This is a genomic window from Tunturiibacter empetritectus (assembly GCF_014201375.1).
In the GTDB taxonomy this organism is placed as follows: Bacteria; Acidobacteriota; Terriglobia; order Terriglobales; family Acidobacteriaceae; genus Edaphobacter; species Edaphobacter lichenicola_D.
Window position 1 is genome coordinate 92,696 of sequence record NZ_JACHDZ010000002.1, and the last position, 17,643, is coordinate 110,338.

Below are 17,643 nucleotides of genomic sequence, written 5' to 3' on the forward strand. Positions count from 1 at the left end.
AGTCGTGATGCTTGGCCCTAGGCTTGAGTGCCAAACAGTCCAGCACCTAAAACAGGAAATACTCGATGTCGAGAACGGCTTGACGCCTCCTATTCGAGTGGCGGGGCAACCGCCCGCACATAAAAGCCTGGTTCGGGAGATGCAGGAGCTGCATGTGCCCGCAGTCAGCGTTGTCGTGATTCACAACGGCGCAATTGAATGGGCAAAGGGCTACGGCGTGGTATGTCCGGGTGGTGCGCGTGTGACACCTGAGACGCTTTTTCAGGCGGCATCGATCAGCAAGTCTCTGACCGCGATGGCGGCGCTTCATCTCGTGGAGACAGGTAGTTTATCTCTTGATGCGCCCATTCAGACGGAGCTGAAGAACTGGACTGTGCCTCAGAACAAGTTCACCATGCAACATCCGGTCACGCTGCGCGAACTTCTGTCTCATACCGCAGGAACGACTGTGCATGGCTTTGCGGGCTATGCTGCGGGATCCCAAGTTCCGACGTTACTGCAGGTTCTGAACGGGCAGAAGCCTGCGAACTCCGATCCGGTTGTAGTGAACGCGACGCCCGGCGAGGGCTATAGCTACTCCGGAGGCGGGTTCATCATTGTGCAGCAGACTCTAATGGACACTGCCAACGAGCCCTTCGCCACGCTAATGAAAAAGACTGTCTTGGACCCGATTGGTATGCACCATAGTAATTATCAGCATCCTCTCAACATAGCACTGCTCCCAAAGGTCGCACGGCCCGTGGACGGGAACGGAAAGCCGATCGAAGGCGGACCGCACACTTATCCTGAGATGGCAGCTGCTGGTCTGTGGACTACTCCAACCGATCTGGCGCTTTGGATCATTGAGATGCAGCATTCACTGGCGGGTAGAGCGAATCACGTTCTCTCAACCGAAATGACACGAACTATGCTGACGCCGGTGAAATCCGATTATGGACTAGGAGTAGGTTTGCAGGCCACCGCAGGCAAGAAATCCTTTTCGCATAGCGGCGGAAACGAAGGCTATCGCGCTTTCTACATTGGATATGAAGACGGAGATGGTGCGGTGGTGATGACCAGTGGTAATAACGGCGGCAATCTCATGATGGATCTCATTCGCAGCGTCGCGCAAGTCTACGGTTGGCCGGATTTTAGAGTTGTGGAACACGCTGCGATTGACTTGCCCGCTTCGCTGCAGGCGTCGTATATAGGGAAATTTGCGGCCAAGAACATCCTGGATTTCAGTATTCGCAACCAAGGCAGTCGATTGCAATTGGAGCAAAAGGGTGAGGGGCCTCAGCCCCTATTCGCGTCGGCGCCAGCGCTACTTTTCACCACTGCAAGCCAGATGCTGATCCGTTTCGACTCATTCGATCGTGGCGCGCTAATCTTCGGAAAGGACGAATACCCGTTTGAGCGAATAAAGTAACCCCCTCCACAACGCAAGAGATGCCGGTCGACGACGATACGATGCTGAGAATCGCCGCGTCGTTCTCCTTCTGCTCTTGAGGATGACTTCTCGTTTCTGAATTTCCTCTGCTGCTTGAGGTCTGAGAGATACTATGAGCAGATTCCACATGCTCTGCTCAAAACCGCTACAGTCGAACGGATTAGTTATGCGAATTCAAAGCGCGGAAGAAGTAGGCGAGTGAACAATTGCCGACAAGTTAAGACATCAAGGATATTGATATCTGTCCGGGCATACTCGAGGGTTAGTTCATCCCCTCATCTGTTTCCGGATCGAACAGAAGCGGTGATCGCAAAGATTCGACCAGCTTCTAATCGAACTAAGGCATTGACGGAAGTTGGCCTATCCAATCGCTATAAGCGAAGCAATGAGTAGTACGTAACTGTCTACTACGATTCAGACCGGGTCTGGAATGTTGTCCTCATCTGCAACGAGTGTGATACCGTTTAGGTCAACAGTGCTTGTTGAACCGGCGTTAGGTTGGAGCAGCTTACCTTTTACGTGTTCGAGCACTTCAGGCAGCGTGACCAATACCTGGTGCCCATTCAAAATCTTTAGTCGACGCTGTGTCTTCTCAAGATCGCCTGCAAAATGCCATAGACAAATAATGATATTAATCTGCGGAAATTTTGCCCGGAGTTTCTGGTAAAGGGTTCGAGTGTGTTCGATGGCAAAGGGCGGAAGTGCCGAGATACAGACGACCACAGGATCAAGATCAGCAACGGCAGAAAGCATCTCGGGAACTGGGCCGATCGGGATGCTCTGGCTGGCGAGCCCTGCTCGATCGAGCAACTGGCACAGTAACATTCCCACGACCTCGTCTGCCTCGTCCCGCGCCGGGATGCATGCGATTCGGCTCTCGGTCTCCGCTCCTAAAAGCTGTCGGCTAATACCTTCGCTGGGTGCGGATTCGCCAAGCTCTTCGATGAGCTCACGGGTGCTCTGCATGATAAACGCCAGAGTCGCATCATCTAATTCGTTGCGATGGCGGTCCTGTTCGACCAGGCTAAGAGCGGGTATTAAGACTTCAGTGTAAAGGTCTTCCAGGTGCTTATTCTCAAGGCATTGCTCGAGTACTTGTCTAGCCTCGGCCTGATCGGAGGCAAGAAGCCGCTGATAGTAGAGGCCACTTTTTGAGATCTCGGGTTCATCTCCCAGAAGAATATCTAGGAAGCTGAGACTGGGAATGGTCGTGTGCTTGGGTCGAGTGCTCCGCCGCAGCCGAGTCATTCTTTGCATGCTTGTCCGCAGCCGTGTGATGCGCTTTTGCTGCGTTCTCGTGGTGTTCTGCTGCTTTCTTATGTGCTTCGTGTGCCATGATCGATTTCCTTATCTGAGCCAAACTCAGGTTACCGGTGCGCTTACGTTGACCTGATGGTTTCGTTTCTGACGGCAAAAGTTCGCCTTCAGGCAGTCATTGGTTGGTCGTAACGGCTTGGTACAAAGTGTATGATGCCGAACACTTCTTCACGCTCAAAGGAATTAGAATTAATTTGTAGGGGGTATCCTGATAGAGGACAGTGCCAGATGCTGCTCGGAGCATTCGTAGGCAGTGTTCTTGCTGAAGAGCCTCCACCTGCTAGAAATCAAACTAAGGAAAAAGCCTGAAATAGCGAATTTCAAATCTGTTCTAAGGAACCCATGGCAAAGGAAGTAACGAATAGGCTTCTAGAATCTCTGAACCCCAAAACTCGCCAAATGGTTATTGCCAAGTCCAGCCTTGTCGATTTGTCCGTCCGGCAAACCCTTTCAGACGCAGGCGGGCCTCCAAAATTAGCCTATTTTCTTCTCTCCGGCTTTGCGTCGGAAGTGGTCCAACTTGCCGACGGGGAATTCGTAGAAATAGGGCTGGTGGGAAACGAGGGGCTGACCGGCAGTTACTATCTTCTGGGACCATCGTCATCGCTCCACCGCTGTTTCATCCAAACCACGGGGACAGCGTATGAGATTCCGTTCTCTGAGTTAGAAAATCTCTTCGCAGCTTCTCCGGATCTGAGAAGTGGTGTCCTGAAATACGTACAACATCAGATTGCGCACTTGGCGCAAACAGCAGCTTGCAATCGAGTGCATGACGCGGCTCCGCGCTTTGCCCGTTGGCTCCTAACTATCCAAGACCGGAGTCGAGCGGCGGAGTTCTCTCTTACTCAGGACTTTCTCGCACAGATGCTAGGGATTGGAAGGCCAACCTTGAATATCGTCGCCAGGTCTTTTGAAAAGGCCGGATTGGTGGGCCATCGGCGCGGAACGATTCAGATCCTCAACCGAACTGGTCTCCGAGCTATCGCTTGTCTGTGCTACGAAACCACACGGCAGGTGCTGGTCAAGCTTTACGCGTAAACACGCATAGTACCAGCCACAGCTGAGTAGCCTACGATGTCGATGTGAAGCGGCCGGTGCAACGGGGCTTGAGCTGAATTCAATGTTTCCATTGTGGCTCACCAAGCTATTGGGAATCCGGATCGCCAGAACATTCGTGCTCCGGCGCAAGTTCCGTTGAAACTATAGGACGTCTTTGCCGGCTAGGCGTCATACACAGAATGGCTAATTGATCTGCACTTAGTTCTAGTTGGTCGCAGCAGACATCGACTCCGGGGGACTCATAGGCATTCCTTGCAAACGACAAAATCGAATCACAATCCGTAGGCCCGATCTTGGCCAGGCCTAACGCAGTTTGAAGGGCCGAGATGTTGGGTTGTATGGCTACCACTGGATCACCTTTAGCCCGCTCCGCTATGGGCAAGCTCGCCATGCGAAGGTGTCCTTCTTCCGTAGTCCTGAATGTGAGGGCATAGAGCATGCAAAATGTTAGCATCAGCGAAATCCCCGCCAGCATTCTCGGAAGCTCAGATTCATGAGGAATACGTTACTGGTTGTCTGAATAGATTTACGGGTCGAACGTCAACTGCTAGCCAAAAGGAGCGAAGGCCTGCACACCAAATCGCGCATGCAAGCCTTCAGTAGCCGATAGAAAAAGAACAAAAGTCATTGTGACAAAGGCTTAGTAAGTTGCTTTAGTTCTTTCTCGGTCGATCACAACATCATCCGCTGTTCGCGTTGCGCCTTGCCGATCCGCTCCTAAGTGATGCAAAGCCGCCTGCTCTGTGCCTTCATTTGCAGTCGCAACGGTGTGGCTGCTGACGCTCTTTTCCCCTGACGATGCAACGTCTTCACCGCCGGCAGCCTTGAGAATATCCTTGGCACGGGATACTTCATCAGAGCTGTCACAGTGAACCGATAGCAAAATGCCACCGTCATTGACACGCCCTTCGTAGCGTTTGGCCTCGTATTCCGGGATGCCCATGCCAACGAGTGCACCGACTAAACCCCCTACTGCCCCGCCGATGCCAAGCCCCGCAAGTGAGGCCATGATCGGACCTGCGGCAATAAGAGGACCGACTCCAGGAATTGCCAACGCTCCGATGCCTGCCAGCAAACCGAGCGTGCCTCCAACCACGCCACCGACTCCGACGCCAGTCGCTGTTCCTTCAGGGGCCTTCGTGTTCTTCTCAGTCGCGAAGTCTTTGGATCCCTCTTTGTCAGACATCAAGACTGAAACATCATCGTTAGAAAAACCGGCGGTTGTTAACTGATCGACTGCTAATTCCGCGGCCTTACGAGTAGAGAATATTGCGAATGCTGCTGTATTTTTTCCTGCCATGATAGTTCTCCTTGAATTAGATAGAGAGTGATTGAAACCGTAGTTTCAATTCTGTTATTGTTTGACCGTTAACTGATTTGTCACTTTGTCCTCACCAACGATAGCCGCTGTCTTGGAGGCGATATTCTGCCTCTCCTCTTGGGATTTGACAGGCCCCTTCAACGTAACGGCTCCATCCTGAGTGATGATCTTCACGTTGTGCGCATACGTCGAAAGCGATTTGTCCGCCAGGATTGATTGACGGATTTTTTTGCTTGTAAGGCGGTCTGCTGTGTTTTCTTTTTGCTGGTCCGCGGTCGTTTGTCGCGCTTTGTTCCTCGCTGAGTTGTCTGCAGCAGGAGAAGCGGCATGTTGTGCCTGGTCTTGAGCAGCTAGTGCAACAGGCAGAAAGCACAGCGCCATGAGCACACAACAGGTCATAGCCGATTTCCGTAGGTTTTGTAGCTTTGTTGACATATGTGTCTCCCCTAACATGCACTGCGAATCGCCTGAGTTATGTCGCGCGAATTGCATTGGTGAACAGTTCGGGGGTATGCCTTCGGATCAATACCTGCAGCGTCACCGCCCCTTACAAAATGTATGATGCCGAACACTTCTTCGCGCGCGAGCAAATCTGAATTTATTTTTGGTACTTCTGGTACGATTTCGTTTCCTGCGTAGGCACTGCTGATGCTGAGAGGCGCTAAAACACGAGTTTCCTACGCAGGGCCTTCCCGCAAAAGTCAGTCAGGACTGTACGAAATAATGCGGCAAACACAGCAATTAGGACGCAAGAACCCGAGAGCGGGTCACTCGGTCTATCAAACTGCAAAAAGCCTGGCAGATATGGACCAGACTTCCCAGACGATTGCACACGGACGGAACGCCTACGGAATCGCCTTGTCACTTCTGCAGGCTCTTTCATTCTGATGCAACAATCTGTTCTCACCAGTCATTCGACGGAAACGAAGATCTGTTTTAGATCGCTATCACGGTTCCAATGACCGTCCGCATCATTTACGAAAGATGTTGGTCCCTAGGCACCTCCGTGGTTCGAACGGATGCATGGCCGAGGAGCAACTGAATTTGCTCTCGTGCCCCTTCTGCTTCCGGCAGAGTTTCGCGAGTCTGCCGCAAGTCGTACGGCGCGAATTTGCCTAGTTCTGGGGCCCTTGCGTAGCGCATTCCCAGGCGCTAGACCGCCATCGCTTCCGTGATCTTGATTCAGACCACATCGCTCTTCTTGATGAGCCTGAAGGTCTGACCGGTCCAGATCCCTGCCGCAGCCAAACATAGTCGATCCGACGCTTGCCCTCCTGCTAAACCACGGTCCGTATCCGATTTCCCCTGTCAGTCAGGTCGGGAAGCTTCCGAGATGATCAGCCTCTGAAATGCAACACTCTCGACGCTAAAGTCACCATCAGAAAAGAGCGTCTGCTTTACTCTTTAAGTCATCAAAATAGAGTGCAAGAAAGAACAAAGAGGTAAAAAATATGCCATTAGAAAGCAACATCCAATTATCCGTTTCAAAAATTGAGAAGATGCCAGCGTGTCATGAACGACTGGAGCTTGCGCTAAGGTTTTTGGCGGCAGCTGGAGAGTGTGTGAACTCAGTAGGTCCTGGCAGAACGAGCTCGAGCCGTGCAGACCTTCTTTGGACGTACAATGCCATGGTGAATCATAGTGATCGGTGCCATAAGTGCACAGAAGTCTGAGCTGATTGACATAAATCATTGCATTGACTTATGGACTCGCATTCAGACGAACCAAAGATGAATACCTTAAAGTAGTCGCATCTGTAATGAGACACCCTCGTCGCCTGCTATCCATCTAAGTTCGGGCGTACTGGCGGAGGCCGCACGTAGCAGGTGCCTTAGAGCAATGTGTTGAGAATCTGATCAGGACGGCAGAAGCAGCTTAGGCAGGGGAAGGGTCTCGATGTGTGTAGAACTGAACTCAGACCGAATCAAAAAGCTTGGCTTGAGTAAGGATTGGCGCAGGCTACCCGAACAAGCCCAGTAAAGAAAGAGTGACCATGATTAGTAAGCACTTTAAAACCCTGCGGAACTGACGAGATGCCCTGCCTGCGCTGAAGGAATGATGTCGTCTCAGGTGCTCCCGATCAGTCGTGGTGAAGGAGTCGACCGGCTAGGCACCGAGAAGCCACCAGCCCCCCTCACCAAAATCACAGCCCGCTAGACGGCTTCTTGTGGAGCATGGTGACGGCTATGATTTCGGTAAAGCGGTCTGACCACGCACTTCCACTGGATCATACGTCATAACCTTATCACTCCATATCTACCTTCTCGACGGTAGAAGCAACGAGCACTCACCCGTCTTGAGCTGGTGTTCAGGCACTGCATGCTCAGTTTCTGAATTAACCTCGCCGCTCAGGGGTATCATTAACCCCTGTACGATAAACCAGAGCAGCGAACCGACGATCCAACCGACTACCCGGATGGCAATCGACAAGCATCCACCAAGAATATGAACAAGTGTTGATATAGTGAAAACTGATATCCAAACTAATGCTGGTGCAGATGACAACGCCGAGATGTCCGTTACAGCGCTGTTTCCATTCGTCAGGAAGAAAGAGGACGCGCAGCACCGCTCCAGAACTGCCCAGGAAACACATTTCTGATGGCGACGTACCAATAGCGTACATCGACGAACCCAAAACATCCCGAACAGTCCTACACAATCCTGAGCATCTTTTTATCTAACCTCCTACTGTTCATTTAGTCGCGTTCATTCCGAACCGTTTAGCTTGATTGGAAAAGGCCGGCGTCTGACGCATCGGCTTGAGTCGGTCAAAGTGCTGCCGGATCAAGGAGGGAATGATCCGAAGCCGATTCAAGTACCGAAGCTAGATCGCCATACAAGGCGACGCCCGCCATGTTTGTTCCGTGGCCGCGATTGTCTTGTAATGACCACGCTGGGTCATAAACCTGTACGTCATTTGGAGCCAAAGCCGGAGCCAATAGAGGATGAGTGACAGTTACACCAGAATCGAGTATGCAGACCGCAACATCATCCGTGATCGGCATCACAATCCTGTCGGCCAGGTCTGTCGCCCACTCTGCCTGCTCGACATTCGACCAAGTAACGAAATGTCCGGGTAGATCTTTGGCGCGACGTAGCTCGGCAATGGAATCGCAGTTGAGAAATAAGCGGCCTATAACCGCAGAGTCACCGTACACAAGGCACACTTCGCGGTCAGGGAAGCTGAGACGAGTTTGCTGAACCGGAAGATTCAATCGTTCGGTGACAGCGCGAAAGGAGTCGGTATGCTCATTGCGCAACCAGACTTCCCACCAGATCGCTTCACCGTCAGCAGGATATAAATCTGGATCGTCCGTATAAAGCGAACGCACCGCCGCGATTGTCACGCGGTCGATTCTGGCAATCAATGCTTCGCCTTTCGGATTGCCTTTCCTGGTGTTCTCCTGCTCGTACTTGTCGATCTTCTTTAGGAAGTGTTCGCTTGCTGTATCCGGGACAAACACGGTGGCAATGGCGGCTTCCGTTGTGACCGGTTGGCGGAATGCTACGAGTTCAATGTGTTTCAGGCGGTTCTCAAGAAGTTCCGCCGCATTTTCCGAACCGGCAGGAATCTCGAAATCAAGATAGAAGCCGGCAGTGCCGGCGAGAAGCGCAGGATCGCGTTCATTTCGCTGCGTTGCAGCAGCAGCCAAAGCCACACGGAGCGTATCCCGAATAGCCTCTGCATGCGCGGCGCGCTCGCGCTGCGGGAGCGCATGACGAGGCGGAGGTGTCTTGCTCGTGTAAGGCTCGGGTTTGCCGCTGCCGCGCAAATACAGGTGGGGCAGCTCCCGTGGATGTTCCGGCATTTATAGACAAGCCGCCTTTCGTTCCTCAAGAGCGGCGAGTATCGCATCGGTCGTGATTCGATTGGAACCACCCAATATGGCGTTCTTCGCGGCTTCCTGGCTGGCTCTAACCAGATCTGCGGGGCTGAGAGACTTCGCTCCAGGCAAAATCTGGGTCCAATCAACCCCAGCGTTATCGAAACCTGCCAGCTTCCGTTTGAGATTTTCTTCAGTTAATCGAGCATCCGGAAGTGTGTACTCGATCACATCGTCGAAACGCCTAAACAGTGCTTTGTCGAGCATCTGGCCGTGATTTGTTGCAGCAACAATCAGGCTGTCGGATGCGTCCTTTTCGAGCATTTGGAGAAAGGAGTTCAACACACGGCGTATCTCGCCGACGTCATTGACCTGATTGCGATTTGCACTCAGAGCATCGAACTCGTCGAACAGATAAACCCCGCGAGTCTGTCGAATCGCATCGAAGACCAGCTTGAGCTTTGCAGCGGTCTCGCCCATGAATTTCGTGATCAGACCCTCTAGCATGATCGTGAATAGCGGCAGATGCAGCTCTCCCGCTAGTGCTGAAGCGCTCATCGTTTTTCCGGTGCCAGGAGGGCCGACAAACAAGAGCTTGCGGCGAGGATGGAGACCGTGCTCGTTCAGCTTCTTTCTCTGCCTCTGTTCAAGCAAGACCCGCTTAAGGCGAGCAGCCAGGCTCTCCGGCAATGCCAAGTCTGTCAGCCGAATAGCAGGTGTCTGTACGGAAAGGAGATTGGCGAGCTCTCCTCGTGGCTCAAGAACAATCAGCTGACTTGAACGGTTCTGCGTCGCGGACGAACGAAGTTTGGCCTGATCGACGAGTTCCCGCAACTGCTGCGCGATGGCAACATGCCCCAGTCTCGCCTCGTGGGCAGCAGCCTGCATGGCGACGGACAGAAATTCTCTGTCATCACCTTCCAGGTGGCTCTTCAGGAGTGCGACCATGTGACGTGCTGCGCTCATTTGGTTAACCCGTGGTCGTTGAACCCGACCAGTTCCTTTCGGGACGCTTTGTTCATCTTATTGGAACTGACGGGAAAATGACCCGATTGACCCACTGTATGCCCGTCTCACCAGAGAGAATAGTACGCACAATTGTTCCTCGCGATGGAAGCGTCCTGATATCCTCAATACCTTCAACGCAATCACCGCTAGGTAACACCGAACCGATTCCATTCTGCGTCCTATTGTTTCCATGTGGACAGGCTCGACTTTCGCACCTCGAAACATCATCACCGTTTTGCTTTTCTGTCAACTGATTACGCTGCCGGGCGGAGTGTGAGACCGACGATCTGGGTATGCAACGGAGTGTAATGCTGAACAAAGCCGTCTATAGAAAGTTTCTTCTCCCCGATAATATGAGTGCCTACCTGTCAAATTATCTGCAACTATTTCCCCTTTTTTGCGTCATAATGTGCGTGAGGGATTTCCCTCGCAGACCTATTGAGGAAGTGATAAGGAGAGTGTGCTATGACCACGATGACTCGCTTTGTTCCGTTCCGTTCGCCGCTGGAGGGCGTCGCCGTACTCCAGAATCGGCTCAACTCTATCTTCAACGATTTCGCCATCCCTAATGGCGAGTTGCAAAATGAAAGCCTGAGTGCCGGGAACTTCATTCCTCCCGCCGATATCTACGAAGACGCGCACCGCCTGGTGCTGAGGCTGGAGGTTCCAGGTATCCCGCAGGAGGACCTGCAGATCAACTTGGAAAACCAGACCCTTACGGTCAAAGGCGAACGCAAGTTCGTCGCAGAAGAGAAAGAAGAGAACTTCCACCGGATCGAGCGCCGGTATGGCAGCTTTGTCCGCAGCTTCACTCTGCCGATGACAATCGATACCGACTCCGTGCAGGCCAACTTCGAGAACGGCGTGCTTTCGGTCACGCTGCAAAAGAAGGAAGCTGCCAAGCCGAAGCAGGTCAAGATCGAGATCGGTTCGGGTAGCAGCTCGAAGTCGGCTCCGAAGCAGATGGAAGGCTCGCGCGCGGCCTGAGAAGGCGGCGGCATCGCAACACCCCAAAATAACCAGAAGTAAAACCTTGCCCGTGGGAGGGCGCGCTCACAAGGAGTGTGCGCCCTCCTGTGCGGCGGTACTGAAAGGAGCAGTACCCAAGGAGGAGCCGTGAAGATTTTTTTCAATCTCGATTTTCAAAAACGTTGGGGCACCTTTTCGATCTACGAGAAGTTCGAGCACCTGATTATTTTCTCTGCTGACAGCCATCATCGCAGCTATCGTGGGGGCGGCTATCTGACCGGCGACTCCGACTATAAAACCTTGGATAAACAGATCTCCGATCTCGAATCCACGATTCAGGGCAAGCACGATATCGGCTCTAAATTCACAGATCTGCGCGACCGAATCGCTCCATTTTTGAAGCGCCAGAAGGAACACGAACGGCGCTAAATCGGCCAACACGTCTGTGTATACGGGACTCGGGACTAATGTTCGCAGATGGAAGGTGGGTGGGGAGCCCAGCGAGCTGCCCGCCATCCATTATGGGGTCACGGGAGATCATTTGCGGCCTCTGGCCTTCGGCCTTCCGCGAAGCAATTGGCCACCCGATGCTCGTCGCTCGAGTACGCAGGTTACCATTGGCGCGCCCAGCGCTTTAATCGCGGCCTTCGGCTATCGTGGGGTCCATATCAGACCCCACGACGGTCTAGCAGGCCGCCAGCGCGAACAGGACCGGGGTCATGGATTGCATTGGGACACATGGCGATTCCAGGCGATACAGTGTGCCTCCACCACAACTTTCACATTTAGGAAAGCGACTCCCCTCGAAGTACAGCTCACGCCCTCCAATGACGTGCGGAGTGGAATGGAACACCTCGTACACGCCCGAGGCCGGAACGAGATCGCCAGACTTGAAAGTCTTGCTAGTCATAAATGTACCTCCTGATCAGCATCGCGTGGTCCTCAATCAACTAAATAGGACCCTTGAATAATAAGGATGAAGCTTGCGAAGACAAGGTTGGCTTGCCGCCCGTAGCTTCGCGGCAACGCCCGCTGGCGGCTCGAAATCAGGGTGGCACCAATGGCAAATCCCACATCTCATTCACCACCACCGCTCACCGCATGACGGGCAGATCTTGCCGCTCGCAGCAGCAGCCTATGCATTAGCAGCGATACGCTGTAGATTGCGCGACATCATCTATCAGGTCAATGGGAGGGGCGTGAATAGGTCTTGAAAACTTGCGCGAACTTGCTGCGGAAGATTCTTCCTGGAAACCCTCTGGTGCTTCACGTGAAGCGAGATGACTTGCTTTCTGTGTACCGCGAGGAGTTGCTAGATATTAAGAAATTGCTGAGGAAAAGCAACAAATTGGGATAAATGGGGTCTCCACAGAAGGAAGAAAATCGGGCCTCAGTGGTTCGCCTTACGGAGTCGTTTTATGTACAAGTTTCAGTCTCCTAACCTTGTTTTTGGATTTGCTTTAATCGTTGGACTGTCGGGCAGCACAGCACATGCCCAAGATCAAAGCCCGCCGTCCGCGGGGACATCTCCTTCCGCGAGTACCCAAGTACCTCAAACTGGCCATGTTCCGAATCCGCAACATCAAGCAAAAATGATGGCAAAGAAGCTCGGGTTGACAACAGACCAGCAGGCGAAACTTGAGCCGATTCTTGCCGACCGTGACCAGCAGGTTGAAAGCGTTCGTGCGGACAGCACGCTTGCTCCCAAAGACAGGCGGGCAAAACTTCGGGGAATCAACCAGGACAGCGATAGCAAGATCGAGTCCGTCCTAAGCGATACACAGAAACAGCAGTATGAACAAATGAAGCAAGACCGCAAAGCCGGCAAACAGCAGCAGAGCGGCAATTTCCCAACGAGTTAGAAGCTCAGAGTTGAGTCTTTTCCATATACCCGCTGGAGACACAGGTATGATCACATTTATCCGTCGTAGATTCTTCTATGTTGCAATCCTTTTGGGCGCACTCTGCGTAACGCCAATCGCGTCATTTGCTCAAATTGCAGTAGGGGTATCGATTCATGTCGCCCCTCCTGCACTTCCCGTCTACACCCAGCCTCCTTGTCCGACGCCGGGCTACCTCTGGACTCCGGGGTACTGGGCATACGGAGCTGCCGGCTACTACTGGGTTCCGGGTGTGTGGGTGGCTCCGCCGAGAGTCGGAGTGCTTTGGACTCCTCCCTACTGGGGTTTCGTGGGTGGCGTCTATGTTTTCCATGCCGGCTACTGGGGGCCGCATGTCGGCTTTTATGGTGGCATCAACTACGGCTTTGGCTACAGCGGTGTCGGCTTCGGCGGCGGCGTCTGGGCCGGGAATGTCTTCCGCTACAACACGGCTGTGGTGAACGTGAACACTGCAGTCATTCATAACACCTACGTCAACCGAACGGTGATCAACAACACTGTCGTCAATCACACCAGCTTCAGTGGACCGGGCGGGATTCCTGCCCAACCGACTCCGCAGGAGCGGATGGCGATGAACGAACAGCACCTCCAGCCAACCGTAAACCAACTTTCCCACCAGCAGACGGCAAGCCAGGACCGGAGCCAGTGGGCTTCGAGCAACGGAGGAAGACCCGCGACCGCAGCCATGAATACGGTGAATGGTCGCCGATATGACCAGCAAGGCCGTATTGCCAACGGCGTCGCTTCTGGGCAGCTTACGGCCGACGAAACGAAGCACCTCGAAAACCGCGAGGCAAACCTGAACAGCACCATTCACAACGACCGCCAAGCAAATGGTGGCAGCTTGACGTCTCAGGAACGCCAGAACATCAACCAGCGCCAGAACAATATCAGCAACTCGATCTACGACGACAAGCACAATGGTGCGACCCAGACTTATGGAAACAACGAAGTTGGGCAGCGTCGTTATGATCAGCAGCAACGCCTCGCGCAAGGCATCGCGAGCGGGCAGACCCCGGCCGCAGGAGCAGCCCGCACGGAGCAACGCGAGCACAATATCAACCGCAGCATTGCCGCTGATCGCGCGGCCAATGGTGGCCGTTTAACGCAGCAGGAGCGGCAGAATATCAATCGGCGACAAAATGGTGCCAGCCGCCAAATCTACCGCCAGAAACACAATGCCGCACATGCACCGCGATAATCTATAAGCAGCATCCACTCAAAGGAGAAATGAACAGATGCAACTTCGTAAGGTAATCCTGGTTGGCTCTCTGGCGCTCGGTACCATCGGTGTAGCTGTGGGCATCGCGCAGAATCCGGTGCAGAACGTGCGCCCCGGCCGTCACCCCAATCTGGCAGCCGCGCAGCGGCTAAGTGAAGAGGCCTATCAGAAAATCGTAGCTGCGCAACAGGCCAATGAGTTCGACATGGGAGGTCATGCGCAAAAAGCCAAGGATCTGCTCGACCAAGCCAACCGCGAACTCGCTCAAGCAGCTGGCGCTGCCAATCGTCACTGAACTCTTAAACCCGCGAACACATTCTAGAGCCGGAGTAATTTCTAACAAAACGAGGGTACCCATGAAGAAAGCTTTCGGCCTGCCGTTTTTGCTGCTGCCACTTCTCCTGGCAGGATGTTCACATACCCAGCCGGTTGTCTATGCTCCTCCACCGCCCCCGCCACTTCCAACTGCAAGCCAAGTTGCACAACAAGGTTTCCATGATGGTTTTGAGGCAGCACGTCGTGACGTAGCTGACGGACGCCCTCCTGTCTTCAATCACCATCCCCGCTTACGCAATCCTCCGGTGCCGCCGCCGGCCTTTGCCGAGTACCGTCACGCGTTTCGCGATGGATATGAACGGTTCCTGCATCCCGCTCCGCCTCCTCCGCCACCCGGCAACTGAGCTAACGGCTAAACCCCACAATGCTGTCGTCAAGGGCAAGGTGAAACAGCCTTCTGTAACTCCTATTGAGGGGGCTGGGTGCTTTCGGGAGTTGGCGGAGTGGGCTCTGCCTCTGGCTTGCGCTTCAGCTTGGGTTTGTGCGAAGGCCCGGAACTCCGGTTCTTGGCGGCACTTCCCCCGCTGGGTGTAGCTTGTTCCGTCTTTGGGTCTATTCCATGTTTCAGAGACAGGAGGGTATCACTTCAAGAAACAGATTTTTATGTATGCTAACGCTTCCCTGGATCAACTATTGCGCTATTGCGGCGGTTCAGCAGCTGCGGGAGCTGGCGGCTCTCCCTCAGGCCCTCCATCCTGTCACGGATTGGCAAGGGGTTGAAGCCATAATCTCCATCCGGTTCTAGCCATTGTCGTCTCGGCCAGCTCCGCGTCAAGGCTCCGGCGCTGTGCGGCCCTGACCCGAAGCTCTCAGGCCGAAACGGGGCGCTGGTCATTCCGGGAAGGTAGGCTAAAAACCATGAGTGCCAGCACCTGGCAGAACCCGGCCCACTTCCAAAGTTGCGACGGCAAACGTGCTTTCCGTTCGCTCGCCGAAGCCGAGATCGAGGCCGAGCGGGCCAGTAAAAAGACGGGAGAGCTTATCCTCGCCTATACCTGCTATGACTGCGGGCGGTTCAATGTCGGCCATGCCGACCTCTCCCAGCAGCTCGCCCGCATTCTACATCTCGACCGGCCTTGCCAGCGTTGCGGACAGGTCGAAGAAGCAGAAGGCCAGGAACTTCCGTTCAACGACTCTGTATTGTTCCGACCGATGCCAGAAGGACGCCGCTCAGGAACGTCGCGCCGCGCGGGGGACAGACGGTCCTGGAGTACCTCCGAAGTACACTTAACCCCTATGGCAGACCAGGTATCCACTCCGGAGAGGGAGAACATCGTAGCGATGACCGCACTGGTAAGTAGGATCGTTCACTGTCTGGTGGAGGAGGCCAGTGCAGTATCGATCCAGGCGGTGACGAAGAACCACGAGACCAGCCTGCGGATCAAGGTTGCGCAGGAAGATGTGGGCAAGCTCATCGGCAAGCACGGTCGCACCGCACGTTCCTTGCGCACGATTCTCATGGGCGCCAGCATGAAACTCCGGCAGCGATTCGCGTTGGAGATCCTCGAAGAACACCCCCGGACAGGCCGGTCATGAGGACGATCTTCATCCGCCACGGGCAGAGTACCGGCAACGCCGGCATCCCTTGTCACGACCTTGCTCTTCCGGAGCTGACCGAACTTGGTTGGCAACAAGCCAGGGAAGTGGCGAAGAGCTGGACCGATACACCCAGCTTGATCGTGACTTCGCCTTATCTCGGGACTCAGCAGACTGCCGCGCCCACCATCGAGCGGTTTCCCGAGGTACCGGTCGAGGTCTGGCCGGTTCAGGAGTTCACTTATCTCCAGCCGGGTCGCTGGAATGGAACTCTCAGCTCCGAACGGATGCCGGTCCTAGAGCGGTACTGGACGGAGGCCGATCCGGAGTATTGCGATGGGGAGGGGGCGGAGAGCTTCGCCATGCTGCTTTACCGGGCCGAAGAAGCTTTGATACGGTTGGCCGGCATGGCGGAGGACTCCTTGGTCTTCGTCTTCAGTCATGGCCAGTTCATCCAGGCGGTACAGTCCATCGTGATCGACTCTGACCTGAGCAATCACGAGATTATGCGGCAGTTCTGGGATAAGGGAAACCCGGCCATCCGCAATGCGGAGCTGGTGCCTCTGGAGTGGAACAACGGAAGCTGGAAGGCTACACGCGCGGCAGCCTGCTAAGCGGCAACAGGAAGAAGTTTATCGCTTTGCCGCTTTTTGGCTGGTACTATTCGATCGGAAACGAAGGTCGGGCCTTGTGAAGAAGACACTTGTGGCGCTTGTATTCTCTGTCTTTGTTCTGAATGGATGCGGGAGAGGAGGTCCTGCCCTCGCCCCTATGACTCTGGACGGAAATTGGCAGCTTGCCGGAAGCCGTTCGGCCAAACAGTTCCCGCAGCTGTCAATGAGTCTTCTGGTCAATGGATCGCAGATTCTGGCGGCGGGATCGATGGATACCCAATGTACCGGATCCTTCTTCACCGCCGGGGGCGGCTTTTCTCTCGCCGGGACCATTGCCGGCGATGGGACCTTTCAACTTACAGATGCCTTTCCGCCGCCTTCGACGCCTCCCCTGCCAGGACTTGTTCACATTTCTATTCAAGGAAGAGTTCCCCGGCAGGGCGATCTGTCCTGGACCGGAAGCTACACTCTGTCAAACGGCGGTACCAACTCAACCTGTGGGGTAAACCAGGCAGGAAGCTTTCAAGCTGTCTCCCTGCCGCCGGTGAGTGGAACCTATGTCGGCTCTGTTTCCGGAAACGCGAGTAGCAGCAAAGTCAGTATTCAGATCGCGCAGCAACCTGCAGTGGAGCGTACTACCCCCACCCATTCCACCTTCTACGTTCCGCTCAATGGGACGATCACGATCCAAAATGCAGCCTGTTCGATGCAGGGAAAGACGTCAAGTCCAAGTTTTCTTTCTCTTCTTTCCGGAGATCAATTAATCCTGCAGTTCACCATGGACGACGGATCGACGGTTCTTGGCTTGGGGTATCTCAACGATGCGAGCGAGACCGAAATAATCCTTAACGCCCTTGGAACAGTCGAAGGAAAGTGCCATGGAGTTTTTCAAAGTGGCACGCTGACTAAGCAGTAAGTTGAACAGGAAGGTGAGGGGCAAGCTACTCAACCTTTCAAAGCCGATAAGCCGGACAGGATGAGCGGAGCGTTCTTAGAGTTCCGATCTCGGTCTCCGCGATCTCCAGGGCGTGCTTGTCCCTAATGCCGAGCTTGTTGATGAGCACGTCGGTGCCGGGGTAGCAGTAAGGATCGTGGACAGTAGAGGGA

At 54.1% G+C, this 17,643-nt stretch carries 16 protein-coding genes; 11 read left to right on the forward strand and 5 right to left on the reverse strand.

Going from position 1 to position 17,643, the window contains the following annotated elements:
* The first annotated feature begins 79 nt into the window (after window positions 1–79).
* Window positions 80–1,408 carry a serine hydrolase domain-containing protein gene (locus HDF10_RS06440; protein ID WP_183811761.1) on the forward strand — a complete coding sequence of 443 codons (1,329 nt, stop codon included), beginning with the start codon at window positions 80–82 and terminating at the stop codon, window positions 1,406–1,408.
* Between the two features lie 435 nt (window positions 1,409–1,843).
* Here HDF10_RS06440 and HDF10_RS06445 read toward each other — a convergent pair whose 3' ends face one another.
* Window positions 1,844–2,677, reverse strand: a complete 834-nt coding sequence (locus HDF10_RS06445) for a hypothetical protein (protein ID WP_183811763.1) — start codon at window positions 2,675–2,677, stop codon at window positions 1,844–1,846.
* Window positions 2,678–3,088: 411 nt separating this feature from the next.
* On the opposite strand from HDF10_RS06445, the gene HDF10_RS06450 reads away from it, so the two are divergent.
* Entirely contained in the window at window positions 3,089–3,784 is a 696-nt protein-coding gene (locus tag HDF10_RS06450; protein WP_183811765.1) for a Crp/Fnr family transcriptional regulator, read from the forward strand.
* Between the two features lie 661 nt (window positions 3,785–4,445).
* Here HDF10_RS06450 and HDF10_RS06455 read toward each other — a convergent pair.
* From HDF10_RS06455 to HDF10_RS06470, 4 genes are all read right to left on the reverse strand, one after another.
* Window positions 4,446–5,105, reverse strand: a complete 660-nt coding sequence (locus tag HDF10_RS06455) for a general stress protein (RefSeq protein WP_260177699.1) — start codon at window positions 5,103–5,105, stop codon at window positions 4,446–4,448.
* Window positions 5,106–5,159: 54 nt separating this feature from the next.
* Entirely contained in the window at window positions 5,160–5,561 is a 402-nt protein-coding gene (locus tag HDF10_RS06460; RefSeq protein ID WP_260177700.1) for a BON domain-containing protein, read from the reverse strand.
* 2,333 nt (window positions 5,562–7,894) lie between these two features.
* On the reverse strand, window positions 7,895–8,935 hold the full coding sequence (locus HDF10_RS06465) for a S8 family serine peptidase (RefSeq protein ID WP_183811767.1): 1,041 nt from the start codon (window positions 8,933–8,935) through the stop codon (window positions 7,895–7,897).
* Window positions 8,936–9,916: an AAA family ATPase gene (locus tag HDF10_RS06470; protein ID WP_183811769.1), complete on the reverse strand. Its 981-nt coding sequence runs from the start codon at window positions 9,914–9,916 to the stop codon at window positions 8,936–8,938.
* 507 nt (window positions 9,917–10,423) lie between these two features.
* On the opposite strand from HDF10_RS06470, the gene HDF10_RS06475 reads away from it, so the two are divergent.
* From HDF10_RS06475 to HDF10_RS06515, 9 genes are all read left to right on the forward strand, one after another.
* Entirely contained in the window at window positions 10,424–10,945 is a 522-nt protein-coding gene (locus HDF10_RS06475) for an Hsp20/alpha crystallin family protein (protein WP_183811771.1), read from the forward strand.
* 129 nt (window positions 10,946–11,074) lie between these two features.
* The gene (locus HDF10_RS06480; RefSeq protein ID WP_183811773.1) at window positions 11,075–11,356 is read left to right on the forward strand and encodes a hypothetical protein; all 282 of its coding nucleotides are present in this window, start codon (window positions 11,075–11,077) and stop codon (window positions 11,354–11,356) included.
* A gap of 989 nt (window positions 11,357–12,345) precedes the next feature.
* A complete protein-coding gene (locus HDF10_RS06485) occupies window positions 12,346–12,789 on the forward strand; it encodes a hypothetical protein (RefSeq protein ID WP_183811775.1) in 444 nt (147 codons plus the stop codon).
* A gap of 46 nt (window positions 12,790–12,835) precedes the next feature.
* Window positions 12,836–14,029, forward strand: coding sequence for a YXWGXW repeat-containing protein (locus HDF10_RS06490; RefSeq protein ID WP_183811777.1), 1,194 nt, complete (start codon window positions 12,836–12,838; stop codon window positions 14,027–14,029).
* Window positions 14,030–14,066: 37 nt separating this feature from the next.
* A complete protein-coding gene (locus tag HDF10_RS06495; RefSeq protein ID WP_183811779.1) occupies window positions 14,067–14,345 on the forward strand; it encodes a hypothetical protein in 279 nt (92 codons plus the stop codon).
* Window positions 14,346–14,993: 648 nt separating this feature from the next.
* On the forward strand, window positions 14,994–15,131 hold the full coding sequence (locus tag HDF10_RS06500; protein ID WP_183811781.1) for a hypothetical protein: 138 nt from the start codon (window positions 14,994–14,996) through the stop codon (window positions 15,129–15,131).
* A 113-nt stretch (window positions 15,132–15,244) separates the two neighbouring features.
* The gene (locus HDF10_RS20860) at window positions 15,245–15,922 is read left to right on the forward strand and encodes a KH domain-containing protein (protein ID WP_260177701.1); all 678 of its coding nucleotides are present in this window, start codon (window positions 15,245–15,247) and stop codon (window positions 15,920–15,922) included.
* Window positions 15,919–16,536, forward strand: coding sequence for a histidine phosphatase family protein (locus HDF10_RS06510; protein WP_183811783.1), 618 nt, complete (start codon window positions 15,919–15,921; stop codon window positions 16,534–16,536). The genes HDF10_RS20860 and HDF10_RS06510 overlap by 4 nt, the downstream gene beginning before the upstream one ends.
* A 76-nt stretch (window positions 16,537–16,612) precedes the next feature.
* Window positions 16,613–17,452 (forward strand): hypothetical protein, encoded by an 840-nt coding sequence (locus tag HDF10_RS06515; protein WP_183811785.1) that lies wholly within the window; start codon window positions 16,613–16,615, stop codon window positions 17,450–17,452.
* The last annotated feature ends 191 nt before the right edge of the window (window positions 17,453–17,643 follow it).

What these genes read in the sequence shown, in the direction of transcription:
- HDF10_RS06475 (WP_183811771.1), top strand. Translation starts at nt 10,424, where the DNA reads ATGACCACGATGACTCGCTTTGTTCCGTTCCGTTCGCCGCTGGAGGGC.
- HDF10_RS06445 (WP_183811763.1), bottom strand. Translation starts at nt 2,677, where the DNA reads ATGACTCGGCTGCGGCGGAGCACTCGACCCAAGCACACGACCATTCCC.
- HDF10_RS06465 (WP_183811767.1), bottom strand. Translation starts at nt 8,935, where the DNA reads ATGCCGGAACATCCACGGGAGCTGCCCCACCTGTATTTGCGCGGCAGC.
- HDF10_RS06500 (WP_183811781.1), top strand. Translation starts at nt 14,994, where the DNA reads ATGCTAACGCTTCCCTGGATCAACTATTGCGCTATTGCGGCGGTTCAG.
- HDF10_RS06460 (WP_260177700.1), bottom strand. Translation starts at nt 5,561, where the DNA reads ATGTCAACAAAGCTACAAAACCTACGGAAATCGGCTATGACCTGTTGT.
- HDF10_RS06510 (WP_183811783.1), top strand. Translation starts at nt 15,919, where the DNA reads ATGAGGACGATCTTCATCCGCCACGGGCAGAGTACCGGCAACGCCGGC.
- HDF10_RS06470 (WP_183811769.1), bottom strand. Translation starts at nt 9,916, where the DNA reads ATGAGCGCAGCACGTCACATGGTCGCACTCCTGAAGAGCCACCTGGAA.
- HDF10_RS06455 (WP_260177699.1), bottom strand. Translation starts at nt 5,105, where the DNA reads ATGGCAGGAAAAAATACAGCAGCATTCGCAATATTCTCTACTCGTAAG.
- HDF10_RS06485 (WP_183811775.1), top strand. Translation starts at nt 12,346, where the DNA reads ATGTACAAGTTTCAGTCTCCTAACCTTGTTTTTGGATTTGCTTTAATC.
- HDF10_RS20860 (WP_260177701.1), top strand. Translation starts at nt 15,245, where the DNA reads ATGAGTGCCAGCACCTGGCAGAACCCGGCCCACTTCCAAAGTTGCGAC.
- HDF10_RS06450 (WP_183811765.1), top strand. Translation starts at nt 3,089, where the DNA reads ATGGCAAAGGAAGTAACGAATAGGCTTCTAGAATCTCTGAACCCCAAA.
- HDF10_RS06490 (WP_183811777.1), top strand. Translation starts at nt 12,836, where the DNA reads ATGATCACATTTATCCGTCGTAGATTCTTCTATGTTGCAATCCTTTTG.
- HDF10_RS06495 (WP_183811779.1), top strand. Translation starts at nt 14,067, where the DNA reads ATGCAACTTCGTAAGGTAATCCTGGTTGGCTCTCTGGCGCTCGGTACC.